The organism is Bosea sp. BIWAKO-01 (assembly GCF_001748145.1).
Lineage (GTDB): Bacteria > Pseudomonadota > Alphaproteobacteria > Rhizobiales > Beijerinckiaceae > Allobosea.
Genome location: NZ_BCQA01000001.1, coordinates 5,323,154 through 5,344,960, shown reverse-complemented (window position 1 = coordinate 5,344,960; position 21,807 = coordinate 5,323,154). Strand labels below are relative to the sequence as shown.

General features: G+C 65.7%; 14 protein-coding genes and 2 pseudogenes. 5 read left to right on the top strand and 11 right to left on the bottom strand.

Annotation, left to right across the window (positions count from 1 at the left end; genetic code table 11):
* Positions 1-34 precede the first annotated feature (34 nt).
* The 5 genes from BIWAKO_RS24990 to BIWAKO_RS24970 are packed head-to-tail and all read right to left on the bottom strand — an operon-like array spanning position 35 to position 5,004.
* Entirely contained in the window at positions 35-1,678 is a 1,644-nt protein-coding gene (locus BIWAKO_RS24990; protein ID WP_069880954.1) for a benzoate-CoA ligase family protein, read from the bottom strand.
* 1 nt (position 1,679) lies between these two features.
* Positions 1,680-2,870, bottom strand: coding sequence for an acyl-CoA dehydrogenase family protein (locus BIWAKO_RS24985; protein ID WP_069880953.1), 1,191 nt, complete (start codon positions 2,868-2,870; stop codon positions 1,680-1,682).
* A gap of 1 nt (position 2,871) precedes the next feature.
* Positions 2,872-3,705 (bottom strand): enoyl-CoA hydratase family protein, encoded by an 834-nt coding sequence (locus BIWAKO_RS24980; protein ID WP_069880952.1) that lies wholly within the window; start codon positions 3,703-3,705, stop codon positions 2,872-2,874.
* Positions 3,702-4,244, bottom strand: coding sequence for a MarR family winged helix-turn-helix transcriptional regulator (locus BIWAKO_RS24975; RefSeq protein ID WP_043232269.1), 543 nt, complete (start codon positions 4,242-4,244; stop codon positions 3,702-3,704). The genes BIWAKO_RS24980 and BIWAKO_RS24975 overlap by 4 nt, the downstream gene beginning before the upstream one ends.
* Positions 4,245-4,248: 4 nt before the next feature.
* On the bottom strand, positions 4,249-5,004 hold the full coding sequence (locus BIWAKO_RS24970; protein WP_069882762.1) for an SDR family NAD(P)-dependent oxidoreductase: 756 nt from the start codon (positions 5,002-5,004) through the stop codon (positions 4,249-4,251).
* 222 nt (positions 5,005-5,226) lie between these two features.
* Here BIWAKO_RS24970 and BIWAKO_RS24965 point away from each other — a divergent pair, with 222 nt between their 5' ends.
* The 3 genes from BIWAKO_RS24965 (at position 5,227) to BIWAKO_RS24955 (ending at position 9,577) form a co-directional block, all read left to right on the top strand.
* On the top strand, positions 5,227-7,551 hold the full coding sequence (locus BIWAKO_RS24965; RefSeq protein ID WP_069880951.1) for a bifunctional salicylyl-CoA 5-hydroxylase/oxidoreductase: 2,325 nt from the start codon (positions 5,227-5,229) through the stop codon (positions 7,549-7,551).
* A 72-nt stretch (positions 7,552-7,623) separates the two neighbouring features.
* Positions 7,624-8,379, top strand: a complete 756-nt coding sequence (locus BIWAKO_RS24960; protein ID WP_069880950.1) for a metallophosphoesterase family protein — start codon at positions 7,624-7,626, stop codon at positions 8,377-8,379.
* A 250-nt stretch (positions 8,380-8,629) separates the two neighbouring features.
* Positions 8,630-9,577 (top strand): ring-cleaving dioxygenase, encoded by a 948-nt coding sequence (locus BIWAKO_RS24955; protein WP_069880949.1) that lies wholly within the window; start codon positions 8,630-8,632, stop codon positions 9,575-9,577.
* 115 nt (positions 9,578-9,692) lie between these two features.
* On the opposite strand, the gene BIWAKO_RS24950 is transcribed toward BIWAKO_RS24955, so the two are convergent.
* A complete protein-coding gene (locus BIWAKO_RS24950) occupies positions 9,693-11,324 on the bottom strand; it encodes an AMP-binding protein (protein WP_069880948.1) in 1,632 nt (543 codons plus the stop codon).
* Between the two features lie 146 nt (positions 11,325-11,470).
* A pseudogene (locus BIWAKO_RS24945) lies at positions 11,471-12,408 on the bottom strand (glycine reductase).
* A 152-nt stretch (positions 12,409-12,560) separates the two neighbouring features.
* On the opposite strand from BIWAKO_RS24945, the gene BIWAKO_RS24940 reads away from it, so the two are divergent.
* Positions 12,561-13,496 (top strand): helix-turn-helix domain-containing protein, encoded by a 936-nt coding sequence (locus BIWAKO_RS24940; RefSeq protein WP_069880947.1) that lies wholly within the window; start codon positions 12,561-12,563, stop codon positions 13,494-13,496.
* Between the two features lie 107 nt (positions 13,497-13,603).
* Here the strand turns inward: BIWAKO_RS24940 and BIWAKO_RS24935 are convergent, their stop codons facing one another.
* The 3 genes and pseudogenes from BIWAKO_RS24935 to BIWAKO_RS37580 form a co-directional block, all read right to left on the bottom strand.
* Positions 13,604-13,909 (bottom strand): hypothetical protein, encoded by a 306-nt coding sequence (locus BIWAKO_RS24935; RefSeq protein ID WP_069880946.1) that lies wholly within the window; start codon positions 13,907-13,909, stop codon positions 13,604-13,606.
* 340 nt (positions 13,910-14,249) lie between these two features.
* Complete coding sequence (locus BIWAKO_RS24930; protein WP_069880945.1) at positions 14,250-14,531, bottom strand: hypothetical protein; 282 nt, start codon at positions 14,529-14,531, stop codon at positions 14,250-14,252.
* A 197-nt stretch (positions 14,532-14,728) separates the two neighbouring features.
* A pseudogene (locus BIWAKO_RS37580) lies at positions 14,729-16,249 on the bottom strand (DNA translocase FtsK); the annotation flags it as partial.
* Positions 16,250-17,593: 1,344 nt separating this feature from the next.
* On the opposite strand from BIWAKO_RS37580, the gene BIWAKO_RS24920 reads away from it, so the two are divergent.
* Positions 17,594-18,664 (top strand): DUF2778 domain-containing protein, encoded by a 1,071-nt coding sequence (locus BIWAKO_RS24920; RefSeq protein WP_074471614.1) that lies wholly within the window; start codon positions 17,594-17,596, stop codon positions 18,662-18,664.
* A 266-nt stretch (positions 18,665-18,930) separates the two neighbouring features.
* Here the strand turns inward: BIWAKO_RS24920 and topA are convergent, their stop codons facing one another.
* Positions 18,931-21,615 (bottom strand): type I DNA topoisomerase, encoded by a 2,685-nt coding sequence (gene topA, locus BIWAKO_RS24915; protein ID WP_069880944.1) that lies wholly within the window; start codon positions 21,613-21,615, stop codon positions 18,931-18,933.
* Between the last annotated feature and the right edge of the window lie 192 nt (positions 21,616-21,807).

Here is a 21,807-nt window from a genome sequence, read left to right as displayed (position 1 = left end):
GGTCTTCGGCCGTTTCGGCCTGTTCTTGCGGGAATCAGGTCTCGGTGAGCGCCAACTGACGCAGTGCGAAACGCTGGAGCTTGCCGGTCGGCGTCTTCGGCAGAGCCGGAACGAACGCAATGGCGCGCGGGTATTTATAGGGCGCGATACCCGCCTTCACATGCTCCTGCAATGCCTTGGCCAGGGCCGTGTCGCCGCGGATGCCCTCGCGCAGCACGACATAGGCCTTGACGATCTGGCCACGGTCCGGACAGGGCGCGCCCACCACGCCACACTCGGCGACATCGGGATGGGTGAGCAGGCAGGCTTCGACCTCCGGCCCGGCAATGTTGTAGCCGGCAGAGATGATCATGTCGTCCGAACGGGCCTGGTACCAGAAATAGCCGTCCGCATCGCGCAGATAGGTATCGCCGGTGATGTTCCAGCCGCCCTGCGCATATTTCGCCTGCCTGGGATCGGCGAGATAGCGGCAGCCGGTCGGTCCGCGCACGGCGAGGCGTCCGGGCGTGCCATCGGGCAGGGGATCGCCGGCCTCGTCGACGATCCGCGCCTCGTAGCCCGGCACAGGCAGGCCGGTGGCGCCCGGCCTTATCGCCTCGCGCGGCGCGGAAATGAAGATATGCAGCATCTCGGTCGCGCCGATGCCGTCCATCAGCGGCAACCCCGTCTGCTTCAGCCAGGCCTCGAAGGTCACCCTGGGCAGGGCTTCCCCGGCAGAGACGCAGATGCGCAGGGAAGAGATATCGCGGCCGTCGAGCTTGTCGAGCATGGCGCGATAGGCCGTCGGCGCCGTGAAGCAGACGCTCGCCTTGTGGCGCTCGATCGCTGTGACGAGATCGGCGGGGGCGGCCTTGTCGGGCAGCACCATCGCGGCACCGATCCGCATCGGGAACAGCACGAGCCCGCCGAGCCCGAAGGTGAAGGCGAGCGGCGGCGAGCCGACGAAGCGGTCTTCCGGTGCGGCCTTCAGCACGCGCGCGCCATAGGTGTCGCAAATGGCGAGCAGATCCTGATGGAAGTGCATGGTGCCCTTCGGCTCGCCGGTGGTGCCCGATGTGAAGCCGATCAGGCAGACATCATCGCGGGCAGTATCGGCGGCGGAGGCGTTCTCGTAGCCCGCGCGCGCCATCAGCGCTTCGAGATCGGTCGGCGTGCCTCCGCCCCAGGTCACGATGCGCGGGAGCTCTGGTGTCCGTGTCTGGGCGGTCCGGAGATCATCGATCAGGCGGTGATCGCACAGGGCCAATGTGATCTTCGCCTTGCGGATGGGGTAGGCGAGTTCGCCGGCGCGCAGCATGGGCATGGTCGCGACCGCGACGCCGCCCGCCTTCAGCACGGCGAGATAGGCTGCGACCATCATCGGCGTATTGGCGGCCCGCAGCAGCACGCGGTTGCCCGGCCGCATCCCGAGATCGCGGGTCAGCACGTTGGCGATGCGGTTCACGCGCTGGGCGAGCTCGGCATAGGTCCAGACCTCGCGGTCCGAGATGATGGCGATGCGTTCGCCATGGCCTTCGCTGACGTGACGATCGAGCAGTTCGGTCGCGACATTGAGCCGCTCGGGATAGGCGAGGCCAGCATCTGTGACCTTGAGGTCGGGCCAGCTCTCGCGCGGTGGCAGATTGTCCCGCGCGAAACTGTCCAGATGTCCTGACCGCACGAACTCCGCCTGCGCCATCTCAGCCTCCGCTCATGGCATGCGCCTTCAGGAGATCGCGCGCGATGACGACCTTCTGAACCTCGCTGGCGCCCTCGTAGATTCTGAGCGCCCTGATCTCGCGATAGAGCTCCTCGACCTTGACGCCTCTGGTCACGCCGAGCCCGCCATGGATCTGGACGGCGCGGTCGATGACGCGCTGGGCGTTCTCGGTAGCGACGAGCTTGGCGAGCGCAGCTTCGCGCGTGACGCGCGGCGCTCCCTTGTCCTTGGTCCAGGCCGCCCGATAGACCAGCAGGGCAGCGGCATCGACCTCGGCCGCGCTGTCCGCGATCGCGGCCTGCGAGAGCTGGAGATCGCCGAGCGTTCCGCCAAAGAGCTTTCTGCGATTGGCGTGCGACACGGTCTCGTGCAGCGCGCGCCGGGCGAATCCGAGCGCCGCGGCACCGACCGTCGAGCGGAAAATGTCGAGGGTGGCCATGGCGACCTTGAATCCGTCGCCAGGACCGCCGATCCGGTTGCCGACCGGGACCCGGCAGGCGTCGAAGCGGAGCGTGGCAAGCGGGTGCGGCGCAATCACATCGATGCGCTCCGCAATGCTCAGGCCGGGCGTGTCGGCCTCGACCAGGAAGGCAGAGAGGCCGCGCGCGCCGGGCGCCTCGCCCGTCCGTACGAAGACGACATAGTGGTCCGCGATGCCGCCATTCGAGATCCAGGTCTTCTCGCCGTCGATGCGGACATGGCTGTTGCCGTCAGGCGTGGCCGTCGTCGCCATGGCGGCGACATCCGAGCCTGCTTCCTTCTCGGAGAGGGCAAAGGCCGCGATGCGCCTGCCGTCGCGGATGCCTGGCAGGATGCGGGCCTGCATGGCCTCCGAACCGGCAAGGGAGATCGAACCCGTGCCAAGCCCCTGCATGGCGAAGGCGAAATCCGCGAGCCCGTCGCGCGCCGCCAGAATTTCGCGGGCGAGGCAGAGTGTGCGAACGTCCAGGGCCTCGCCGAGCCCGCCATGCGCCGCCGGCACGACGGCTCTCAGGAATCCGGCCTCGCCAAGCGCCTTCACCCGCGCCCGGCAGGCGGCATCGACATCGCCATGCGGCAGGCCGGGCAGAGTGGCGTCGGCCCAATCTGAGAGATCCCTGGCAAAGGCGCGATGACGGTCCTCGAAGAACGGCCAGTCGAGCGTATCGCCAAGAATGCCGGTCCCGATCATCTCAGTTCCCCTCGAAGGCCGGCTTCTGCTTGGCCGCAAAGGCGTGATAGGCGCGGGCGAAATCCTCGGTCTGCATGCAGAGCGCCTGCGCCACGGCTTCGGCCTCGATGGCGGCCTCGACCGACATCGCCCACTCCATCTCGAGCATGCGCTTGGTCATCGCGTTGGCGAAGGTCGGCCCGTCCGCCAGTTCGCCCGCCAGTGCCTGCGCCTCGCCGAGCACCGCTTCCTTGCCGACGAGCCGGTTGAGGAAGCCCCAGCGTTCGGCTTCCTCACCCTTGAGCACGCGGCCGGTATAGAGCAGCTCGGCCGCCCGGCCCTGGCCGATGATGCGCGGCAGCATCGCACAGGCGCCCATGTCGCAGCCGGCAAGGCCGACGCGGTTGAACAGGAAGGCGATCTTGGTCTCGGCCGTGCCGTAGCGAATATCAGAGGCCATCGCCATGATCGCGCCCGCACCGGCACAGATGCCGTCGATCGCCGCGATCACCGGCTGCGGACAGCCGCGTATCGCCTTGACCAGATCTCCGGTCATGCGGGTGAATTTCAGCAGATCCTTGGTGTCCATCGCGACCAGCGGCCCGATGATCTCGAAGACGTCGCCGCCAGAGGAGAAATTGCCGCCGGCTCCCGTGATCACGATCGCCTTGACCTCTTCCTCCTTCTGCGCAGCGAGGAAGAAATCGGTGAGCTCGCGGTAGCTCTCGAAGGTGAGCGGGTTCTTCTTCTCTGGCCGGTTCAGCGTCACCGTTGCAACCTTGCCGGCAACCGACAGGCCGAAATGCGCCGGTTGGAACCCCGCGAGCGGCAAGGTGGTGGCGTTGGCGATGCTCATGCGTTCTCTCCCCGGCCCGCCGCTTCATCGGCGCGGCGCTTGATGGCCTGGTGCAGAGAGGCCTTGGTCTGTCCGAGCAGGCGGAAGAGCTGGACGATCTCGGGCTGGTCAAGGCCGGCGAAGAGCTCGGCGATCCAGCCTTCATGCCGCTCCGCCATGGCGCGAAAGCTCTTGCGGCCCAGCGCCGTCAGCGTCAGCACCTGGACGCGCCGGTCCTGCGCGGCCGGGCGCTTGTCGACCAGCCCGTCGGCCAGCAGGCCGGCAACGACGGCGGTGACATTGCCGTTCGACACCATCAGCCGCTGCGAGACCTCGCCGACCGTCATGCCCGTCGTCGATTTGTCGAGCTGCGCCATCAGGTCGAAGCGCGGCAGCGTCGTCTTGAATTCCTCGCGCAGGCGATTGCGGATCTCGGTCTCGATCAGGGTCGAGCAGGTCAGCATCCTGAGCCAGAGCCTGAGTTCGTCCTTGTGATCGCCGGGACGCTCGCTTGCCTTGGTCTCACGGTCGAGGATGAGGCCGGGGGAGGGTGTTTCCATCGCTCTAGAACTCCCCGCCATTGATCAGGATCGACTGGCCAGTGATCCCGGCGCTGGAGGGACCGCAGAGGTAGAGCACGGCTGCCGCCACCTCTTCCGGAGCGATCAGCCTGCCCTGGGGGTTACCCTTGACCAGCTCCGCCAGCGCCTGTTCGCCCGGCTTTCCCGTCTTGGCGGTGATCGCCTCGATGCTGTCCGCCACCATGGCAGTATCGGTGTAGCCGGGGCAGATCGCATTCACCGTGACGCCGGACCTGGCCGTCTCGAGCGCGAGCGAGCGCGTCAGCCCGATCACCGCGTGCTTGGCCGCGACATAGGCCGAAACATAGGGATAGCCGCGATGTCCGGCGGTGGAGGCGATCGCGATCAGCCGGCCCTCGCGGCGCTCGGTCATACCGGGCAGGGTGGCCCGGAAGGCATTGACCGTGCCAATCAGGTTCAGCTCCAGCATCCGCCGGAAGCGCTCGGCGTCGCTCTTCAGGAATGGGCCGGTCTCGACTCCGCCCGCATTGGCGACGACGATATCCAGCGGCCGTTCACGGGAGAGAGCGCTGACCGCCGCCGCAACGGCTGCCTCATTGGTGACATCGGCAAGGGCAAAGCTGTCGGCATCGCCCTCGGCAATGGCGCTCTGCAGGGTCGCCGCGCTGCGGCCGATGATCGAGACATGGGCGCCGGCCGCCTTGAGCGCGCCGGCAACAGCCCGCCCGATGCCACGCCCGCCGCCCGTCACCAGAGCATGTCGTCCCGCCAGGTCCATGACGCCGAGCCTCCTCATGCCGAACAATATATTTTAGGTCTGAAGCAATTTGCAAGCGAGGCTTGAAACGAGCCCATGATCGTGAATTGCGCACGGCAATGGCGGAATACGTATAGCATTGGCGGTGTGACCGCCCGCCGTGCCGAAGCCGTGGCGATCCCCCTTGAGGAAAAAATATTTCAGGCTTAAAATAATATCCGTCACAGCCGGGGAGGATGGGTGATGCGCATTGCGGTCGTCGGGGGCGGTCCTGCCGGACTCTATTTCGCGCTGCTGATGAAACGTGACTGGCCGGCGCTGGACGTCACGGTCTTCGAGCGCAACCAGCCTGACGACACGTTCGGGTTCGGCGTCGTCTTTTCCGACCAGACGCTCGATACCTTCAAGGCGGCCGACCCTGAGAGCTACGGCGCGATCGTCGACAATTTCGCCTACTGGGACGATATCGAGATCCGCTTCAAGGACACGCTCCATCGTGTCTCCGGCAATGGCTTTTGCGGCTGCTCGCGCCGCTCGCTGCTGATGCTGGTGCAGGAGCGCTGCCGGCAACTCGGCGTCACGCTGAAATTCGGAACGGAAGCCGATGACATCGAAGCGCTGAAGCGCAATTTCGATCTCGTGGTCGCGGCCGACGGCATCAACAGCCGCATCCGCGAAGGCTGGCGGGAACGCTTCAGACCACAGGTCGATCTCCGGCCGAACAAGTTCACCTGGATGGGCTCGACCCGCCCCTTCGACGCCTTCACCTTCTTCTTCAAGGAAACCGAGCACGGGCTCTTCATTGCCCATTGCTACCAGTACGAGGCCGGGCGCTCGACATGGGTGCTGGAGACGGACCCCGAGACTTTTGCGAAGGCTGGCCTGGAGGGCATGGACGAAGCCGCCTCGGCCACCTTCCTTGAAGGCGTCTTCGCGGAGGAGCTGCAGGGACACCGGCTGATCACCAATCGCTCGCTCTGGCGCAATTTCCCGATGATCCGCTGCGAAAACTGGGTCTCGGACAATGTCGTGCTGATCGGAGACGCCAAGGCGACTGCGCATTTCTCGATCGGATCGGGCACCAAGCTGGCCATGGAGGACGCGATCGCGCTCCATCGTGCCTTCGGCGAAGCGAAGCTCGACGTCTCCGCCGCCCTTTCGCTCTACGAACGGACCCGGCGCGAAGAGGTCGAGAAGACCCAGCACGCGGCGGATGTCTCGCTGGTCTGGTTCGAGCAGCTGCGTCGCTTCTGGGATTTCGATCCGTTGCGTTTTGCTTTCGGTCTGATGACGCGCTCGAAGGCGATCACCTATGACAATCTCGCTCTGCGCGCGCCCGGCTTCGTCGCTGCCATCGACACGCTGGTGGCAGACGAGGTCGGCCCCACGGCGCGGCGCAAGCGCGACGGTTCCCCCGTGGCACCCGCCTTCCAGCCGTTCCGGCTCCGCGAGATGCAGGTCGAGAACCGCATGGTGCTCTCGCCCATGTGCCAGTATTCGGCGGTAGAGGGCCTGCCGACGGACTGGCACCTGATGCATTACGGCTCGCGGGCCATCGGCGGGCCGGGCTTGGTCGTCAGTGAGATGACCTGCGTCGCCCCCGACGCCCGCATCACGCCCGGCTGCACCGGCCTCTACAGCGACGAGCAGGAGGCGGCCTGGACGCGCATCGTCGACTTCGTTCACGCGAACTCGGCCGCGAAGTTCTGCCTGCAGCTCGGGCATGCCGGCCGCAAGGGCGCGACCAGGCTGATGTGGGAAGGGATGGACCGGCCGCTACCCGCAGGGGCCTGGCCCATCATCTCGGCCTCGCCTTTGCCCTATAATCCCGAGAGCCAGGTGCCGCGCGAGATGACGCGCGCCGACATGGACCGCGTGCGCTCGGAGTTCGTCGCCGCGGCCAAGCGCGGCGAGCGGGCAGGCTTCGATATGCTGGAACTGCACTGCGCCCATGGCTATCTGCTGGCGAGCTTCCTCTCGCCGCTGACGAACCACAGGACGGACGCCTATGGCGGCTCGCTCGAGAACCGCCTGCGCTACCCGCTCGAGGTGTTTCGGGCGCTGCGCGAGGCCTGGCCGCGGGAGAAGCCGATGTCCGTCCGCATTTCGGCGACGGACTGGAAGGAAGGCGGCCTGTCGCCTGAGGATTCAGTCGCCATTGCGGCCGCCTTTGCCGGGGAAGGCTGCGACCTCGTCGATGTTTCCACGGGGCAGACCGTGAATGACAGCCGGCCGATCTATGGCCGCATGTTCCAGACGCCGTATTCGGACCGCATCCGCAACGAGGCGCGCATCGCCACCATGTGCGTCGGCAATATCACGACCGCCGATCAGGTGAACACGATCATTGCCTCCGGCCGCGCCGATCTCGTCGCGCTTGGCCGACCGCACCTGGCCGACCCGTCCTTCGTCCTGCGCGCCGCGGCCTGGTACGGCGTCGATACAGCCCAACCGGTCCAGTACCAGCCCGGCAAGGACCAGCTCATGCGCAACACGCCGCGCGAGCGCGAGGACCTGACCGAGCTCAAGCTCAAGGCCAAGCCGGGGCGGCACGCGGACGCACATTAGCCATTCGCCCTTGCCGCGCGCGAAACGACGGGCGACAACGCCCGGCGATCAGATATCGCCGGAGCCGAGCCCATGGATGCCGCCAACCCGCCGCTCGCCGGCCGCCAGCCGGCAATACCTGACGGCCTGCGCATCTATGCGGTGGGCGACGTCCACGGCCGCCTCGATCTGCTGCGCGAGATCGAGGCCCAGATCGAAGCGGATGCCCGTTCAGCCTCAGGCAAACGCGTCATCCAGGTCATGCTTGGCGACTATATCGACCGCGGCCCCGACTCCTCTGGCGTGATCGCTCATCTCATCGACAAGCGGCGCGAACGCGAACTCGTCACGCTGCGCGGCAATCATGAGGACTACACGCTCGGCATTCGCCATGCGCCCGATCTCGTGCTGCGCTGGTGCCGGTTTGGCGGCGTCGAGACGCTGGCATCCTACGGCATCGACGTGGCCGAGTTCGACGAGGTCGAGGAAGATCTGGCGTGCCGCCAGATCGTGCAGCGCTTCTTCGCAGCGCAACCGGCCGACCACGCCACATTCATCGCGCAGGCGCCCCTGAACTGGCGCTGCGGTGACTATCTCTTCGTGCATGCCGGCATCCGCCCGGGCATTCCGCTCGGCGAGCAATCCGAGCAGGACATGCTCTGGATCCGGCACGAATTTCTCGACAGCGAAGAGGATTTCGGTTTCGTCGTGGTTCACGGGCATACGCCCACGGCTGCTCCGGTCATCCGCCCGAACCGCATCGGTATCGACACGCGCGCCTATGAAACGGGGCAACTGACCTGCGTGGTGCTCGAAGGCACCGACCGGCGAATCCTGACGACGGGCTGAGCCGGTCGCAACCCGGAACCTCGCCGGCCACCGTTTGTTCGGGAACCAATGGTCCTGGCTCGCTCCGGACCTGTATCATGGGAAGGACGGGGCAACCCGCCTGACCCACTCGCGGGTACAGGCAGAGTCCAGTTTATTGCATTTTCGCAATGTCATCGTGGCAACGGGTGATCTGTTGTTGCATTCGAAAGCGGTTATCTCTGCTGCGAACACTGGCCAACGGGCCAAGGAAGCGATCAGGAGGTCACCTATGAATCTCACGGGCATCCATCACGTCACCGCAATCTCGGCCAACGCGCCGCAGAACCGGCGCTTCTATGTCGAGACGCTCGGCATGCGCATGGTCAAGAAGACGGTCAATCAGGACGACACCTCGGCCTATCATCTGTTCTACGCCGACGGCGCCGGCTCGCCCGGCACCGACCTGACCTTTTTCGACTGGCCGGCTCCTCCGGCCAAGCGCGGCACCCATTCGATTACCCGCACCTCCCTGCGCGTCGCTGACGAGACGTCGCTGGACTGGTGGCGCGAGCGGCTGACGGCGGCTGGCGTCGCGGTTTCGGATATCCGCGCCATCAATGGCCGCGCCGCGATCGATTTCGAGGATCCGGAAGGCCAGCGCCTGACGCTGATCGCCGATGGCGGTGCGATTCCCTTCGTGGCTTGGGACAGGAGTTCCGTGCCCGCCGAACATCAGATCCGCGGCCTTGGCCCGGTGACGATTTCCGTGCCGAAGCTGGAGCGGACCGAGCTCGTGCTGGGCAAGCTGCTCGGCCTTGAGCGCATCGCAGACTATCGCGACGCGGCTCATGCGACCGGCGACATCCACGTCTTCAAGATCGGCGATGGCGGGCCGGCGGCGGAGCTGCATGTCGCGGTCGAGCCCGACCTGCCACAGGCACGCGAAGGGGCGGGCGGTGTCCACCATCTCGCACTGCGGACGCCGACCTTCGGTGAGTACGATGAATGGGCGGAGCGCCTGCGCGCAACCGGCTATCCCAATAGCGGTCCGGTCGATCGCTTCTACTTCCGCTCGCTCTATCTGCGCGAGCCGAATGGAATCCTGATCGAGATCGCCAGCGATGGTCCCGGCTTCGCGACCGATGAACCGGCGGAAACGATGGGCGAAAAGCTCTCGCTGCCGCCCTTCCTGGAGCCGAAGCGCCGGCAGATCGAGGCCAATCTGAAGCCGCTCTGAAAGCGTCGGCCCGAAAAATGGATTGCGGCTTTCGCGAGAGCCGATGCGCAAAGAGAAGGCGAGATCAGCGGATCGGATCTCGTATCCGGTCCGATGATCAAACCCGCCGGGCGGCTCAGCCGAGCCGCTCGGCTCTGATGCGGATCCCGGCGGCGTCACGGTCGAATGTATCGGCCGTGACGCCTTCGCTGCGCAGAACATGCTTCTGCAGCTTGCCACTCGCCGTCTTCGGAAGTTCGTCTACGACGCGGATGAAGCGTGGCACCATGTAATGCGCGATGCGCCCCGCCAGGAAGCTCACAAGCTCGGTCTGGTCGAGTGCGCCGCTTGCAACCGGGGTGACGACGGCCAGCACCTCATCCTCGCCATGCTCGCTCGGCACCGCGACGGCAACCGCCTCACGAACCCCGGGATGGGCCAGGATCTCGCTCTCCAGTTCAAAGGAGGAAATGTTCTCGCCGCGCCGGCGGATCACGTCCTTGAGCCGGTCGACGAAGAAGAAGCGGCCGTCCGGCATCTGGCGAAAGGCGTCGCCAGTATGGAACCAGCCATTGCGCATCGCCGCGACCGTCGCCTCGGCATTCCCGTAATAGCCTTTCAGCAGCGCCCAGGGCCGGTGCGAACGAACCAGCAATTCGCCGACCTCGCCCCTTGGCACCTCCCGATCGTGGACATCCGCGACCCGCAACTCGAACCAGGGGCGCGGCAATCCTGCCAGCCCTTGCTCTGCAATGCCGGGACCGGCGCTGAGCGGACTGGCGATCTCCGTCATGTTGTAGACGGTGTGCAGATCGACGGCGAAGCGATCGCGGAAGGGCACGGCGTCCTCGCCGAAGGGCACAATGAACGCCTTCTTCAGCGGGTGATCCCGGTCTCGCTCGCTGGCCGGCTGCTTCAGCAGGAATGTCGCCATGACGCCGAGCAGCAAAACCAGCGTGCTGCCCGTGCCGCGAACGGCATCCCAGAAATCCGACGTGCGGAACTCGCGGACCATGCCGATCGACCCGCCGCAGGCCAGCATCGCATAGACATAGAGCGTCGAGCCGCAATGGAAGATCGGCCCGCAGACCAGGCAGCAATCCTCGGGGCCGATGCAGTCGAATGCGTCAGGCCCCATCGTGTAGAGCTGCACATAGGACGACACCACGCCCTTCGCATTTCCGGTCGTGCCCGACGTGTACATGATCGCCTGGGTGTCCCAGGGCTCGATCGCGCGCTCCAGCGCCAGGGCATCGTCGCCAACCACCGCGGGGAGCGCGAACGGCGCGATGGTGATGCCTGGGATCTGCGGCTCCGGGTGCTCGCTCTCGCCGACCAGCAGAACCTGCCGCAGCTTGCCGGGATTGACCTCCGCCAGCCTCGGCACCAGCGCCCGATGTCCGATCATCAGCGCGGCGTCGGCATCGTCGAGCACATATTCGAGCGGGCGGCCGCGCGCGGCGGTGTTCAGCGGGACATAGACGGCGCCGAGATAGTTGATCGCGAACCAGGTCGCCAGCAGATCGGGGCCATTGCCCATCCAGCACAGAACATGGTCGCCCTGCTTCACGCCGGCCGCGGCGAGGGCGGCAGCGCGCAAGCGCACCTGTCGCAGCGCTTCGCCGTAGCTCCAGGTCGCGCCCGGCCAGAACTGGACGAAGCGCCGATCCGGAATTGTCCTGGCCTGGCGCTCGAGCATGTAGCGCAGCACGCACGCGTCGCTCCCGGGCACTTTCGCGGCATCTGCCAAATCCTTGCCAACCGTCATCAGCCGCGCTCCTCCAGGGTATCGCTCTGATCCGGCCAGGGGCGGGGCGGCGATTTCCGGTGAAAGCCTGCGGCAGATCCGGCCCCAGCGTCAATTACGAACGGCGCTCTGCGGCGTTGCCGCTGCTTCACACGAGAGCGGAGGGCTCAACCCGGCGCCTGTTCACGGATTGCCCTGGCGGTCTCCTTCTGTATGTCGAAGGCGGCTCGTCGCTGCCGGATCTCATCGGGCGAGAGACGTTCGATATTGCAATAGTCCAGCTTCCAGTCCGGGGTAGCCCCCCAGAGCAAGGGGGACTGAACCGTGGTCCTTGGCGCCGGTGCCCGCTCCAGCGTGGCCAGAGCCAGATCGAGCGTGACGTCCTGGGAGCTGCGGTCATTCGGTCGTCCGGCGGAATTGCCGAGCGGAAAATCCGAAAACAGGAAGCGCGGCACGCCGACATATTCGACGATGTCCTTGGCGCAGCCCATGACAACGGTCGCGATGCCATTCTCCTCCAGCGCCCGGGCGGCGAGACTGACGCTCTGATGGCAGACGGGGCAATTCGGAACCAGAATCGCTGCATCGACCGCATCCGCCGTGCAGCGGGCGACGATCTCCGGGCAATCGATCTCGAGCGTCACGCGGTGGCTGCGATTGGTCGGCAAGCCATGGAAGCGCGGCGCAATCGAGCCGAGCCGCCCTGAAATCGCCGCTCGGCGCAGTGCGGCCAGCGGGAAATAGCTCCCGAGATCTTCGGCGGTCGTATGCGTGCGGTCGATCGCGACATGGGCAATGCGCAGGTCGTGCTCGTCGCCGGTATCGGCGGAATAGACGGAATAGAACTTGGCTGCAGCGTTGTAGGGCGCTCCCGGTCCCTGATCGCCCTTCTCCGGTTGGTACGGGGCAGCCGTCGTGATGATCGTCACCGGCACTCTGAAAGCGGCTTCGCCAAAGCCTGAAACGGCACCGCTGCGTAATGCGCCCATGCGTAGGGCTGACCATATCCCAGCGCCTGATAGTAGGAGCTGACACGCTGAAGATAGGGGACCGGCGCATCATGGGCGGGCGCAAACCCAAATATGTCACTGCGTTCGCCGACCATCGCGGGCGCTCCCGTTTCTGCCGCAGCGCGGCATGAGCCGTACGGTAGAGCAGCGCCGCGAGGCGCTGCAATGTGCGGAGACCCTGAATTGATCGGCCGCCAGTTCCGGCAGCGCTTGACCCTCCATCTGGTGGAGACCCTAGGACGACGCCATGAAGGAAGAACGGCACACGATTGGCGAGCTTGCAAAGCTCAGCGGCGTCTCGGTCAGGCGGATTCGGTTCTATTCCGACAGCGGATTGCTGCCGCCGGCGACGCGAACCTTCAGCAACTACCGTGTGTATTCCGCGGAGGATGTCGCGCGTCTCGATCTGATCCGGGCGCTGCGCGATATCGGGCTCGGCCTCGCAGTCATCCGAAAGATCCTGTCGAGGCGGCTTTCGCTGACGGACGTTCTGACCATGCGCCTTCGCGCACTGGAGGCGGAGATCGCCTCGCAGCGCCGTGTCGCCGCCGTCCTGCGCGCGACCTTGAAGTCGCCGGACCCCACCGAAACCGATCTCAGGAGATTATGGACCGTGACGACCCTTTCCAATGCCCAGTTCCGGCTGCTGGTCGAGCGCTTCTACGACGAGGTCGCCGGAGGCGCGCAGATGGACGATGCCTGGAAGCGCCAGATGATCGAGGCCAGCACACCCGAGCTCCCGGACGATCCGACGTCCGCGCAGATCGATGCCTGGGCCGAGCTTACAGCGATCATCACCGATGAAAGCTACGTGGCCGAGATGCGGGCGAATGCTGGGGCCATGTGGACCGCTGAGTTCGACCCCGCCGCCTATGCCGAAGCCGCGAACCGGACCCTCGCCAAGGTTCGCGCCGCGATGGACGACGGCGCAGAACCGGATTCCGCAAGCGGTGCCGCGATCGCGCAGGAATGGCTTGAAGGATTAGCCCGCGCAATGAAGCGCGCTCCCGATCGGGCTTTCCTGGATTGGCATCTCGATCAGTATCGGAAGCACCACGCCCGTTCGATCCGCTATCAGCAGTTGCTCGCCATCTTGCGCGGCAACGACACCGGAAGCCCCGTCGGCTCCGAATGGCACTGGATCAATGAAGCGATGAGACCGCGTCTGGCTCAACCGGAGTGAGCTTCAGCGAGGGGCGAGGGCGCCGTGACAGTCGGCCTCGCCCCTTCGGAGCGAGAAAGGGCTCTCCTCCGCTTGGGATGCTGCACGCGACGGTGCCCACCCGGTAACTATTGTGGTGTCGTCGTGGCGAAGCGAATGGCCCCGAAGATATGGTCGAGCTCTCTGGAGAAGCTCGTGCTGAAGATAACCGTGTCCGCCTCGCTGCGTGGCACGGACATCGATAGCAAGGTCTCCCTCACTTGCTCGCAATGGGCCCGGAGTTCCGCAAGGACGACATGGGCCTCCTCCGCAGAATCGGCTCCCATGAGCGCCACCTGACCGAGGATCACGATCACGGCCGCCTCCAATGCGGTGATGCTCGCGAGCAGCGCAATATTCCGCGCCGGTCCGTAAGGATCGATTGCATATCCCATGACGCGCTCCTCCCTCCACCAAAGTTCCGCCCAACAAGATGTGCGGCCGCGTGACGAAGGCCTCCGGATTCGATCGCTGGAGTGGTGTCCGTCGCGTGTCCGTCTTCAGAAAGGTCTGCGCTTAGAAGTTCAGTTTGCTCCCCTGTTCAGGGGAACCTCAAGTGCAAGTTATCCGACAATTCGGCTCGCAAACCTGACATGACTTGTCAGCGTAATGTCAGCTTGACTGTCTTAGGATTGAGGGTTGCCAGGCCGAGATGAATGCTCGCTCGCGCACGGTGTTCCAAGCAAGGACCGGACCGGTCAAGGCACTCGCGCCATTCCCGTGCGCAGGCTCTGCCTAGTCATACATACCGCTCTTGCAGCGATAGCCGACGAAGCAGCTCGCCGTGTCGCGGCTCGGGACCCAGGCAGGATCGGTATACTCGTCGAGCTCGCAGAAGCTGCGGTCGCGCACGAAGCGGTCATAGGTGTAGCCACCGGTGCCGAGCACGATTGCGCCGTTGGCAATGACATCGTGCCGGCTGGCGCTGCAGGGCCTGTTGACGGTGGAGGGGCGCGATTGCGCCACGGCAAGGTCCGCAGCCAACAACAGCATCAATGACAGAACAATTCGGTTCATTGTCGCCTCCGGTGCGAGCGAAGCTACGGCGACATAGTAACCGAACCGGTCTTCCTATGCGCGCTGCGCAGGCGAAGGTGATCCGCAACCCGTCCGGCATCCCGCCAGGTCCCCCTTCAGGTCCTGCCGAACTCGCCACTGCTACCGCACGACGCTGCCAGAGCGACAGCGCCGTCTCCGCCCACTGGCGAGGAGGATCAAGGCGAGGCGCTGGCCTCGACGAGGATCTCTCTCTTGCCGGCGTGATTGGCGGGGCCGACGATGCCCTCGTTCTCCATGCGCTCCATGATCGAGGCGGCGCGATTGTAGCCGATCTGCAGGCGGCGCTGGATATAGGAGGTCGAGGCCTTCTTGTCGCGCAGCACGACCGCAACCGCCTGGTCGTAGGGATCCTCGCTCTCGGCCTGGCCCATGCCGCTCTTGTCGAAGACGGCGCCGCCATCCTCGTCATCGCTGCCGGCCTCCTCCTCGGCGGTGACCGCGTCGAGATAGTCCGGCCGGCCTTGCGTCTTCAGATGCGCGACGACCTTCTCGACCTCGGCATCCGAGACGAACGGCCCGTGCACGCGGGTGATGCGGCCGCCGCCGGCCATGTAGAGCATGTCGCCCTGGCCGAGCAGTTGCTCGGCGCCCATCTCGCCGAGTATGGTGCGGCTGTCGATCTTCGAGGTGACCTGGAACGAGATGCGGGTCGGGAAATTGGCCTTGATCGTGCCGGTGATGACGTCGACCGAGGGCCGCTGGGTCGCCAGCACGACATGGATGCCGGCGGCGCGCGCCATCTGCGCCAAGCGCTGGATCGTGCCCTCGATCTCCTTGCCGGCGACCATCATCAGGTCGGCCATCTCGTCGACGATGACGACGATATAGGGCAGGGGGCCCAGATCCATCACCTCTTCTTCGTAGATCGCCTCGCCGGAATGCTTGTCGAAGCCGGTCTGCACGGTGCGGGTGATGATCTCGCCGGCAGCCAGCGCCTCGCCGACCCGGACATTGAAGCCGTCGATGTTGCGCACGCCGAGCCTCGACATCTTCCTGTAGCGCTCCTCCATCTCGCGCACCGCCCATTTCAGCGCGACCACCGCCTTCTTCGGATCGGTGACGACGGGGGTGAGCAGATGCGGGATGCCGTCATAGACGGAGAGTTCGAGCATCTTGGGGTCGACCATGATCAGCCGGCACTGCTCGGGCTTGAGCCGGTAGAGGATCGACAGGATCATGGTGTTGATCGCGACCGACTTGCCCGAACCGGTGGTGCCGGCGACGAGCAGATGCGGCATGCGGGCGAGATCGGCGATCACCGGCTCGCCGCCGATGGTCTTGCCGAGGCAGAGCGCCAGCTTGTGCTTGGTCGATTCGAAATCCTGGCTGGCGAGCAGCTCGCGCAGGAAGACGGTCTCGCGCTTGGCATTGGGCAGCTCGATGCCGATCGCGTTCTTGCCCTGGACGACGGCGACGCGCGCCGAGATCGCGCTCATCGAGCGGGCGATGTCGTCGGCCAGCGAGATCACCCGCGACGACTTGATGCCCGGTGCCGGCTCGAGCTCGTAGAGCGTCACGACCGGGCCGGGACAGGCCTGGACGATCTCGCCGCGTATGTTGAAATCCTCGAGCACCCCTTCGAGCAATCCCGCATTCTGTTGCAGGGTCTCGGTCGAGACCGCCGCCTCGGGCTGGGTCTTCGGCTCGGCAAGATAGCTCAGCGGCGGCAGCTCGAAGACACCCGTCTGCATGATGGGAGCGGGCGCAGGCAGCACCTTGCGTCGCCTTGCCTGGCGATCGACAGCGACAGGTTCGTCGGCCCCGCCATTCCGGGTTGGCTCAGGCTCGTTTTCCAGCTTCGCAGCAGGCAGAGCGGCTTGCGCCACGGGGGGCTCGGCATGCGAGCGGCCTTCGCCGGACGCCGGCACACCGGGCGCGATGTCGGCCTTGGACCATGCTGCACCTCCGAGCTGGAGGTTGACCGTGTAAGTTTGCGACCAGCTCAGGGCCGGAACGGAACTGGGAATGACGTTCAGTGGCAGATCGCTACCCGGAAGAGCAAGGACTGCTTCAGTGTCCCCGCTCTCGACGGAGGATGGAGCGTCTTCGGCATAGTCCCGGAGCCGAGGCGTCGCTGGCTCCTCCCACGGCGCCTCAGGCGCGGGGCTGGACATGCCTTCGGTAGAGATAGAGCCAAGATCCCAGAACGCGTGGTCCGAGATATTCGTGTAGAGCTGGAGTGCGCCATCCGCCTCGCCCTCAGCGGGAACGATTTCCATGACGCCCGGCGTGGCTACTTCCGCCGCGTCTTCTTCCGGCGCGGCTTCTTCGAAACTCACACGGTCTTCGCCCGCAGGCGGGATCGCATCGCATGGATCGATCTCGACCTTGGCCTCAACGACCGCATCGACGTCCACCATGGGTGTCGTCGTAGCCTCCAGCCCACCCCACACCTTCCGCAGGAGATGGTCCGGCGTCCTTGTGTAGCGGACACGACTGGGCGCCGCGTCAGGGTCTGGCGCCCGGTGCACGGGAGTGATGACCGGAGAAACGGGCAGCTGAGCGCGCAGACCGTGAGGGATGGGCCTTGCGGCCCTCTCATCGGAGCTGCCGGGCATGGATGTCGAGCAATGATCGTCGTTTCCGTCGACACGTTGCGGATAGAGTTTCAACTTACGCATCGACAGTTACGGCTACTATTTTGGAAGGGACGGTGCTGCTGAATGGGTATCGGGGCAGGGTTAACGCCTCGTGAAACTCAGCTTGAGCGGAGCGGGTCGCGCAACGCCACAGCTTCCCTCACCGTCGTTAGATACGGGGCCTGCCGCAGTGCTTGCCGAGGGGACGGAGTGTCGGACGCGCCAAAGGGTCGCACTTTGGAAAACATCATTCAGCTTCATTCATGATTAACCAAGCGCGAGCTTAATCAGATCGAACACAGTTAGGGTTTCCCAGCACTGAAGATCGGGACAGCAAGCCGGCCCGCTTGCGGCTCATCGTGATGAGTCTGCGTGAGTGGGATGGGTGTTGGCGCGCGTCGGAGGCGGGAAGAGTACCAGAGTATCCCGAGAGTACGACGCATGAGTTTTTCGTCCGGTCCGACTGCTGGCCTCGCCCCTCGTGCGCGCAATCGCCGGCACAGGATCCGTTTCTCCCGAATTGCCTTCGTCGTCGCGACCCTGGGTCTGAGCGCCGCAGCGGGCTTCTGGGCACAAAAGGGCGGTCAGCCGATCGTCTCTGCCGTGCGTGAGCTTGCCCCCATGCTGGAACCGGTCATGGTCGCTTCCAGCGGACGCTACGATCCGCTCCTTGATCCCGGCTATTCGCTGGGGCCGGCTCCTCTCCCCCTTGGCGAGCACTCTCCCCTGGCCGCCGGCTTCCTATCCGCTGCGGCGCCCCCTGCCGACCCCGTCGAGCCGCCGGCTCCGGCCATCGAACCGGAGATCGTTGCGCCGGTGCCGCAGCCGCAGGACGCGCCCAAGCTCGTTCAGATGACGCCGCTCCCGGTGCCGCGCCCGTCCGAGCTTCGCCTTCCCGCCGATCCGGAGGCACCGCGCGTAGCCGAGCGCCAGACCACCCGGCGGACACGGACAGCAGCCGTCCCGCCCGCACCGACGGCAGCGGATAACCGCTCGTTCTTCGAGAAGATCTTTGGGGTGCAGCGCTCGTCCGGGCCGGCTCTCGCCTATGCGGCGCCGGAGGACGACGTCGTCGACAGGAGCCGTGGCAGAAGACTAAGCCCGACCTTGCCGAGTTCGTCGGGCGTCTCGGCCCAGGCGACGGCCATCTACGATATCTCGGCGCGCATGGTGTACATGCCGAATGGCGACCGGCTCGAGGCGCATTCCGGCCTCGGCGACAAGTTGGACGACCCACGCTTCGCGCATGTGAGGATGCAGGGTGTCACGCCGCCGCATGTCTACGACCTGAAGGAGCGCGAGGCTCTTTTCCACGGCGTGCGGGCCATCCGGCTCCACCCGGTCGGTGGCAGCGGCGCCATCCACGGCCGCGCCGGCCTGTTGGCGCATACCTACCTCCTCGGACCAAGGGGCGATTCGAACGGATGCGTCTCGTTCAGGGACTATGACAAGTTCCTGCAGGCCTATCTCAGGGGTGAGGTCAAACGCCTGGTCGTCGTAGCCAGCATGTAGGCAGGCCTTCGCGGCCCGCGTCCGAGGGCCGCGTTTCCCCCACTGTGCAACGATTGCAATCGGCCCCCGCATTGTGCCGCCCCAGGCTGGCCGCTTCACCTGGGGCAGAGGAAGCCTATCGGCATCAAGGAACAGCCCTGGCCCTATGGCAGCATGCCCATAGGGCGCGATGATTGAGCCGCGCCGAAGCCTCGCCGCGATGAGCTTGTCCAGCCTCTCTCCAGGAGGTTGAAGCGGAGAGCTGCTTTGCCAGGGAACGCCGAGGGTCAGCCCTCGGCGTCGGCCTTGGTCTTGGCCTTCGACTTCGGCGCAGCCTTCGCCGCCGTCTTGCCAGCAGCCTTCTTTGCTGGCGCTTTGGCGGGCGCCTTCGCTGCGCTTGGACGCTTCGTCTTGGCGGCTGCCTTGGCTCCGCCCTTCGCGCCGCCGGCTTCGGCCTTGGCGTTGACGAGCTCGACCGCCTGTTCGAGCGTAAGGCTCTCCTGCGTCATCGCCTTGGGCAGTGTCGCGTTGACCTTGCCCCAGTTGACATAGGGGCCGTATTTGCCGGCGCGCACGACGAGCTTGCCGCCAGCAGGATGCTCGCCGAGTTCACGTCCGGGCACCGCCGCTCCACGGCCGAACCGTCCTCCACCCGCACCGCTTTCCTTGGCGACGATAAGGTCGATGGCGCGGTTGCCACCGAGCGCGAGGACATCGTCGTCCTTGTCGATATTGGCGTAGGTCTTGCCGTGCTGGACATAGGGGCCGTAGCGACCGATGCCGACCAGGATCGGCTCGCCGCTTTCCGGATGCTTCGCGACCTCTTTGGGCAGTGCCAGCAGTGCCAGCGCCTTGTCGAGATCGACGGCAGCCGCGCTCATGCCCTTGGGCAGGCTCTGGCGCTTCGGCTTCTCGCCCTCGCCGAGCTGGACATAGGGGCCGAACCGACCGTCGCGCAGCGTCACGTCCTGTTCCGTGACCGGATCCTTGCCAAGGACCCGCACGCCAGGCGCGCCCTGGCCACCCTCGGCCGTGGCCTCGCCGTCATTGGCCGGAACGGTCAGCGGCCGGGTATAGCGGCATTCCGGGTAGTTCGAGCAGCCGACGAACGCGCCGAACTTGCCAAGCTTCAGCGAGAGCTGGCCGGTGCCGCAGGTCGGGCAGGTACGCGGATCGCCGCCATCGCCGCGCGCCGGGAAGATGTGCTCTCCCAGCACGCCGTTCAGCGCTTCCAGCACCTCGGTGACGCGCAGGTCCTTGGTGCCGGCGATGGCCTGGGTAAACTCCTCCCAGAACTCGCGCAGCAGCGCCTTCCAGTCGATCTCGGCATTGGAGACACGGTCGAGCTTCTCTTCCAGACTCGCCGTGAAATCGAACTCGACATAGCGTCCGAAGAAGCTCTCGAGAAAAGCCGTGACCAGCATGCCCTTGTCCTCGGGCACCAGCCGCTTCTTCTCGATGCGGACATATTCGCGGTCGCGCAGCGTGGCCAGCGTCGCGGCATAGGTCGAGGGTCGGCCGATGCCGAGCTCTTCCATCCGCTTGACCAGGCTCGCCTCGGAGAAGCGCGGCGGCGGCTCGGTGAAGTGCTGATCGGCGGCGATGGCGCGCTTTTCCAGCCCGTCACCTGCCTTCATCGGCGGCAGCTTCTTGCTGTCCTCATCCTCTTCGTCGTCGCGGCTCTCCTGATAGAGCGTCAGGAAGCCGTCGAAGAGCACGACCTGGCCGGTGGCACGCAGTTCCAGATGGCGCGAGCCGACCTTGGCGGCGACGTCCACCGTCGTGCGCTCCAGCGAGGCCGATTCCATCTGGCTCGCGATGGTGCGCTTCCAGATCAGCTCGTAGAGCTTTGCCTGTTCGGGTTCGAGATGGCGCACGACCATCGCCGGCAGCCGGGCGAGATCGGTCGGGCGGATGGCCTCGTGGGCTTCCTGCGCGTTCTTCGCCTTGACCGTGTATTTGCGGGGCGCGCTCGGCACATAGGCCGCACCGAACTCCTTGCCGATGACGCTACGGGCGGCCGTGATGGCGCTGCCGTCCATGTCGACGCCATCAGTTCGCATATAGGTGATGAGACCGACGGTCTCGCCCCCGATGTCGACGCCTTCATAGAGCCGCTGCGCCACCTGCATGGTGCGGGCAGGTGCCATGCCGAGCTTACGCGAGGCTTCCTGCTGCAGCGTCGAGGTCTGGAAAGGCGGGTAGGGGTGGCGCTTGACCGGCTTGGCCTCGACCTGCGCCACGTTGAAGAGGGCAGTCTCCAGCGCCGCCTTGAAAGCTTCGGCTTCCGCCCCGGTGCCGATGTCGAGCCGGGTGATCTTCTTGCCGTCGGCGCCGACCAGGCGGGCGTCGAAGGTCGCGCCGGTATCGGTCGCGAGCGTCGCGACCAGCGACCAGTACTCCCGGGCCCTGAAGGCTTCGATTTCGCGTTCGCGCTCGCAGACGAGGCGCAGGGCCACCGACTGGACGCGCCCGGCCGAGCGGGCACCGGGCAGCTTGCGCCAGAGCACCGGAGACAGGGTGAAGCCGACGAGATAATCCAGCGCGCGACGCGCCAGATAGGCGTCGACCAAGGCCTGATCGATCTGGCGCGGGTTGGCGAGGGCCTTCTGCACCGCATCCTTGGTCACGGCGTTGAAGGTGACGCGCTCGACCGGAATCCCCTTGATGGCGCGCTTCTGGTTCAGCGCCTCCAGCACGTGCCAGGAAATCGCCTCGCCCTCGCGATCCGGGTCGGTTGCGAGAATGATCTTCTCGGCACCCTTGGCCGCCTTGGCGATCTCCGCGACCTGCTTGGCGCCGCGCCCCTCGATTTCCCAGAGCATCTTGAAGTCGTCTTCGGGATCAACCGAGCCGTCCTTCGCGGGCAAGTCGCGAATATGCCCGAACGAGGCGATGACCTCGTAATCGGAGCCCAGGTACTTGTTGATCGTCTTGGCCTTGGCCGGCGACTCGACGACGAGGAGCTTCATGGCAGCTAAAGTCTCATGACAAAGGGGCAGGGCCAGCACGCATCGTGCCGGTCCGGCCTGGCTTGGCGCTGGGCGCCCGGGGTCAGGTTCGGAATTGCGCGCGAAAGTGGTTCAGCACGACAGCGCTGTCAAATAGGGATTGCTGCGCGAATGCAACAGTGGTGCGGCGATCAACTGTAGCTTTCCGGCCGG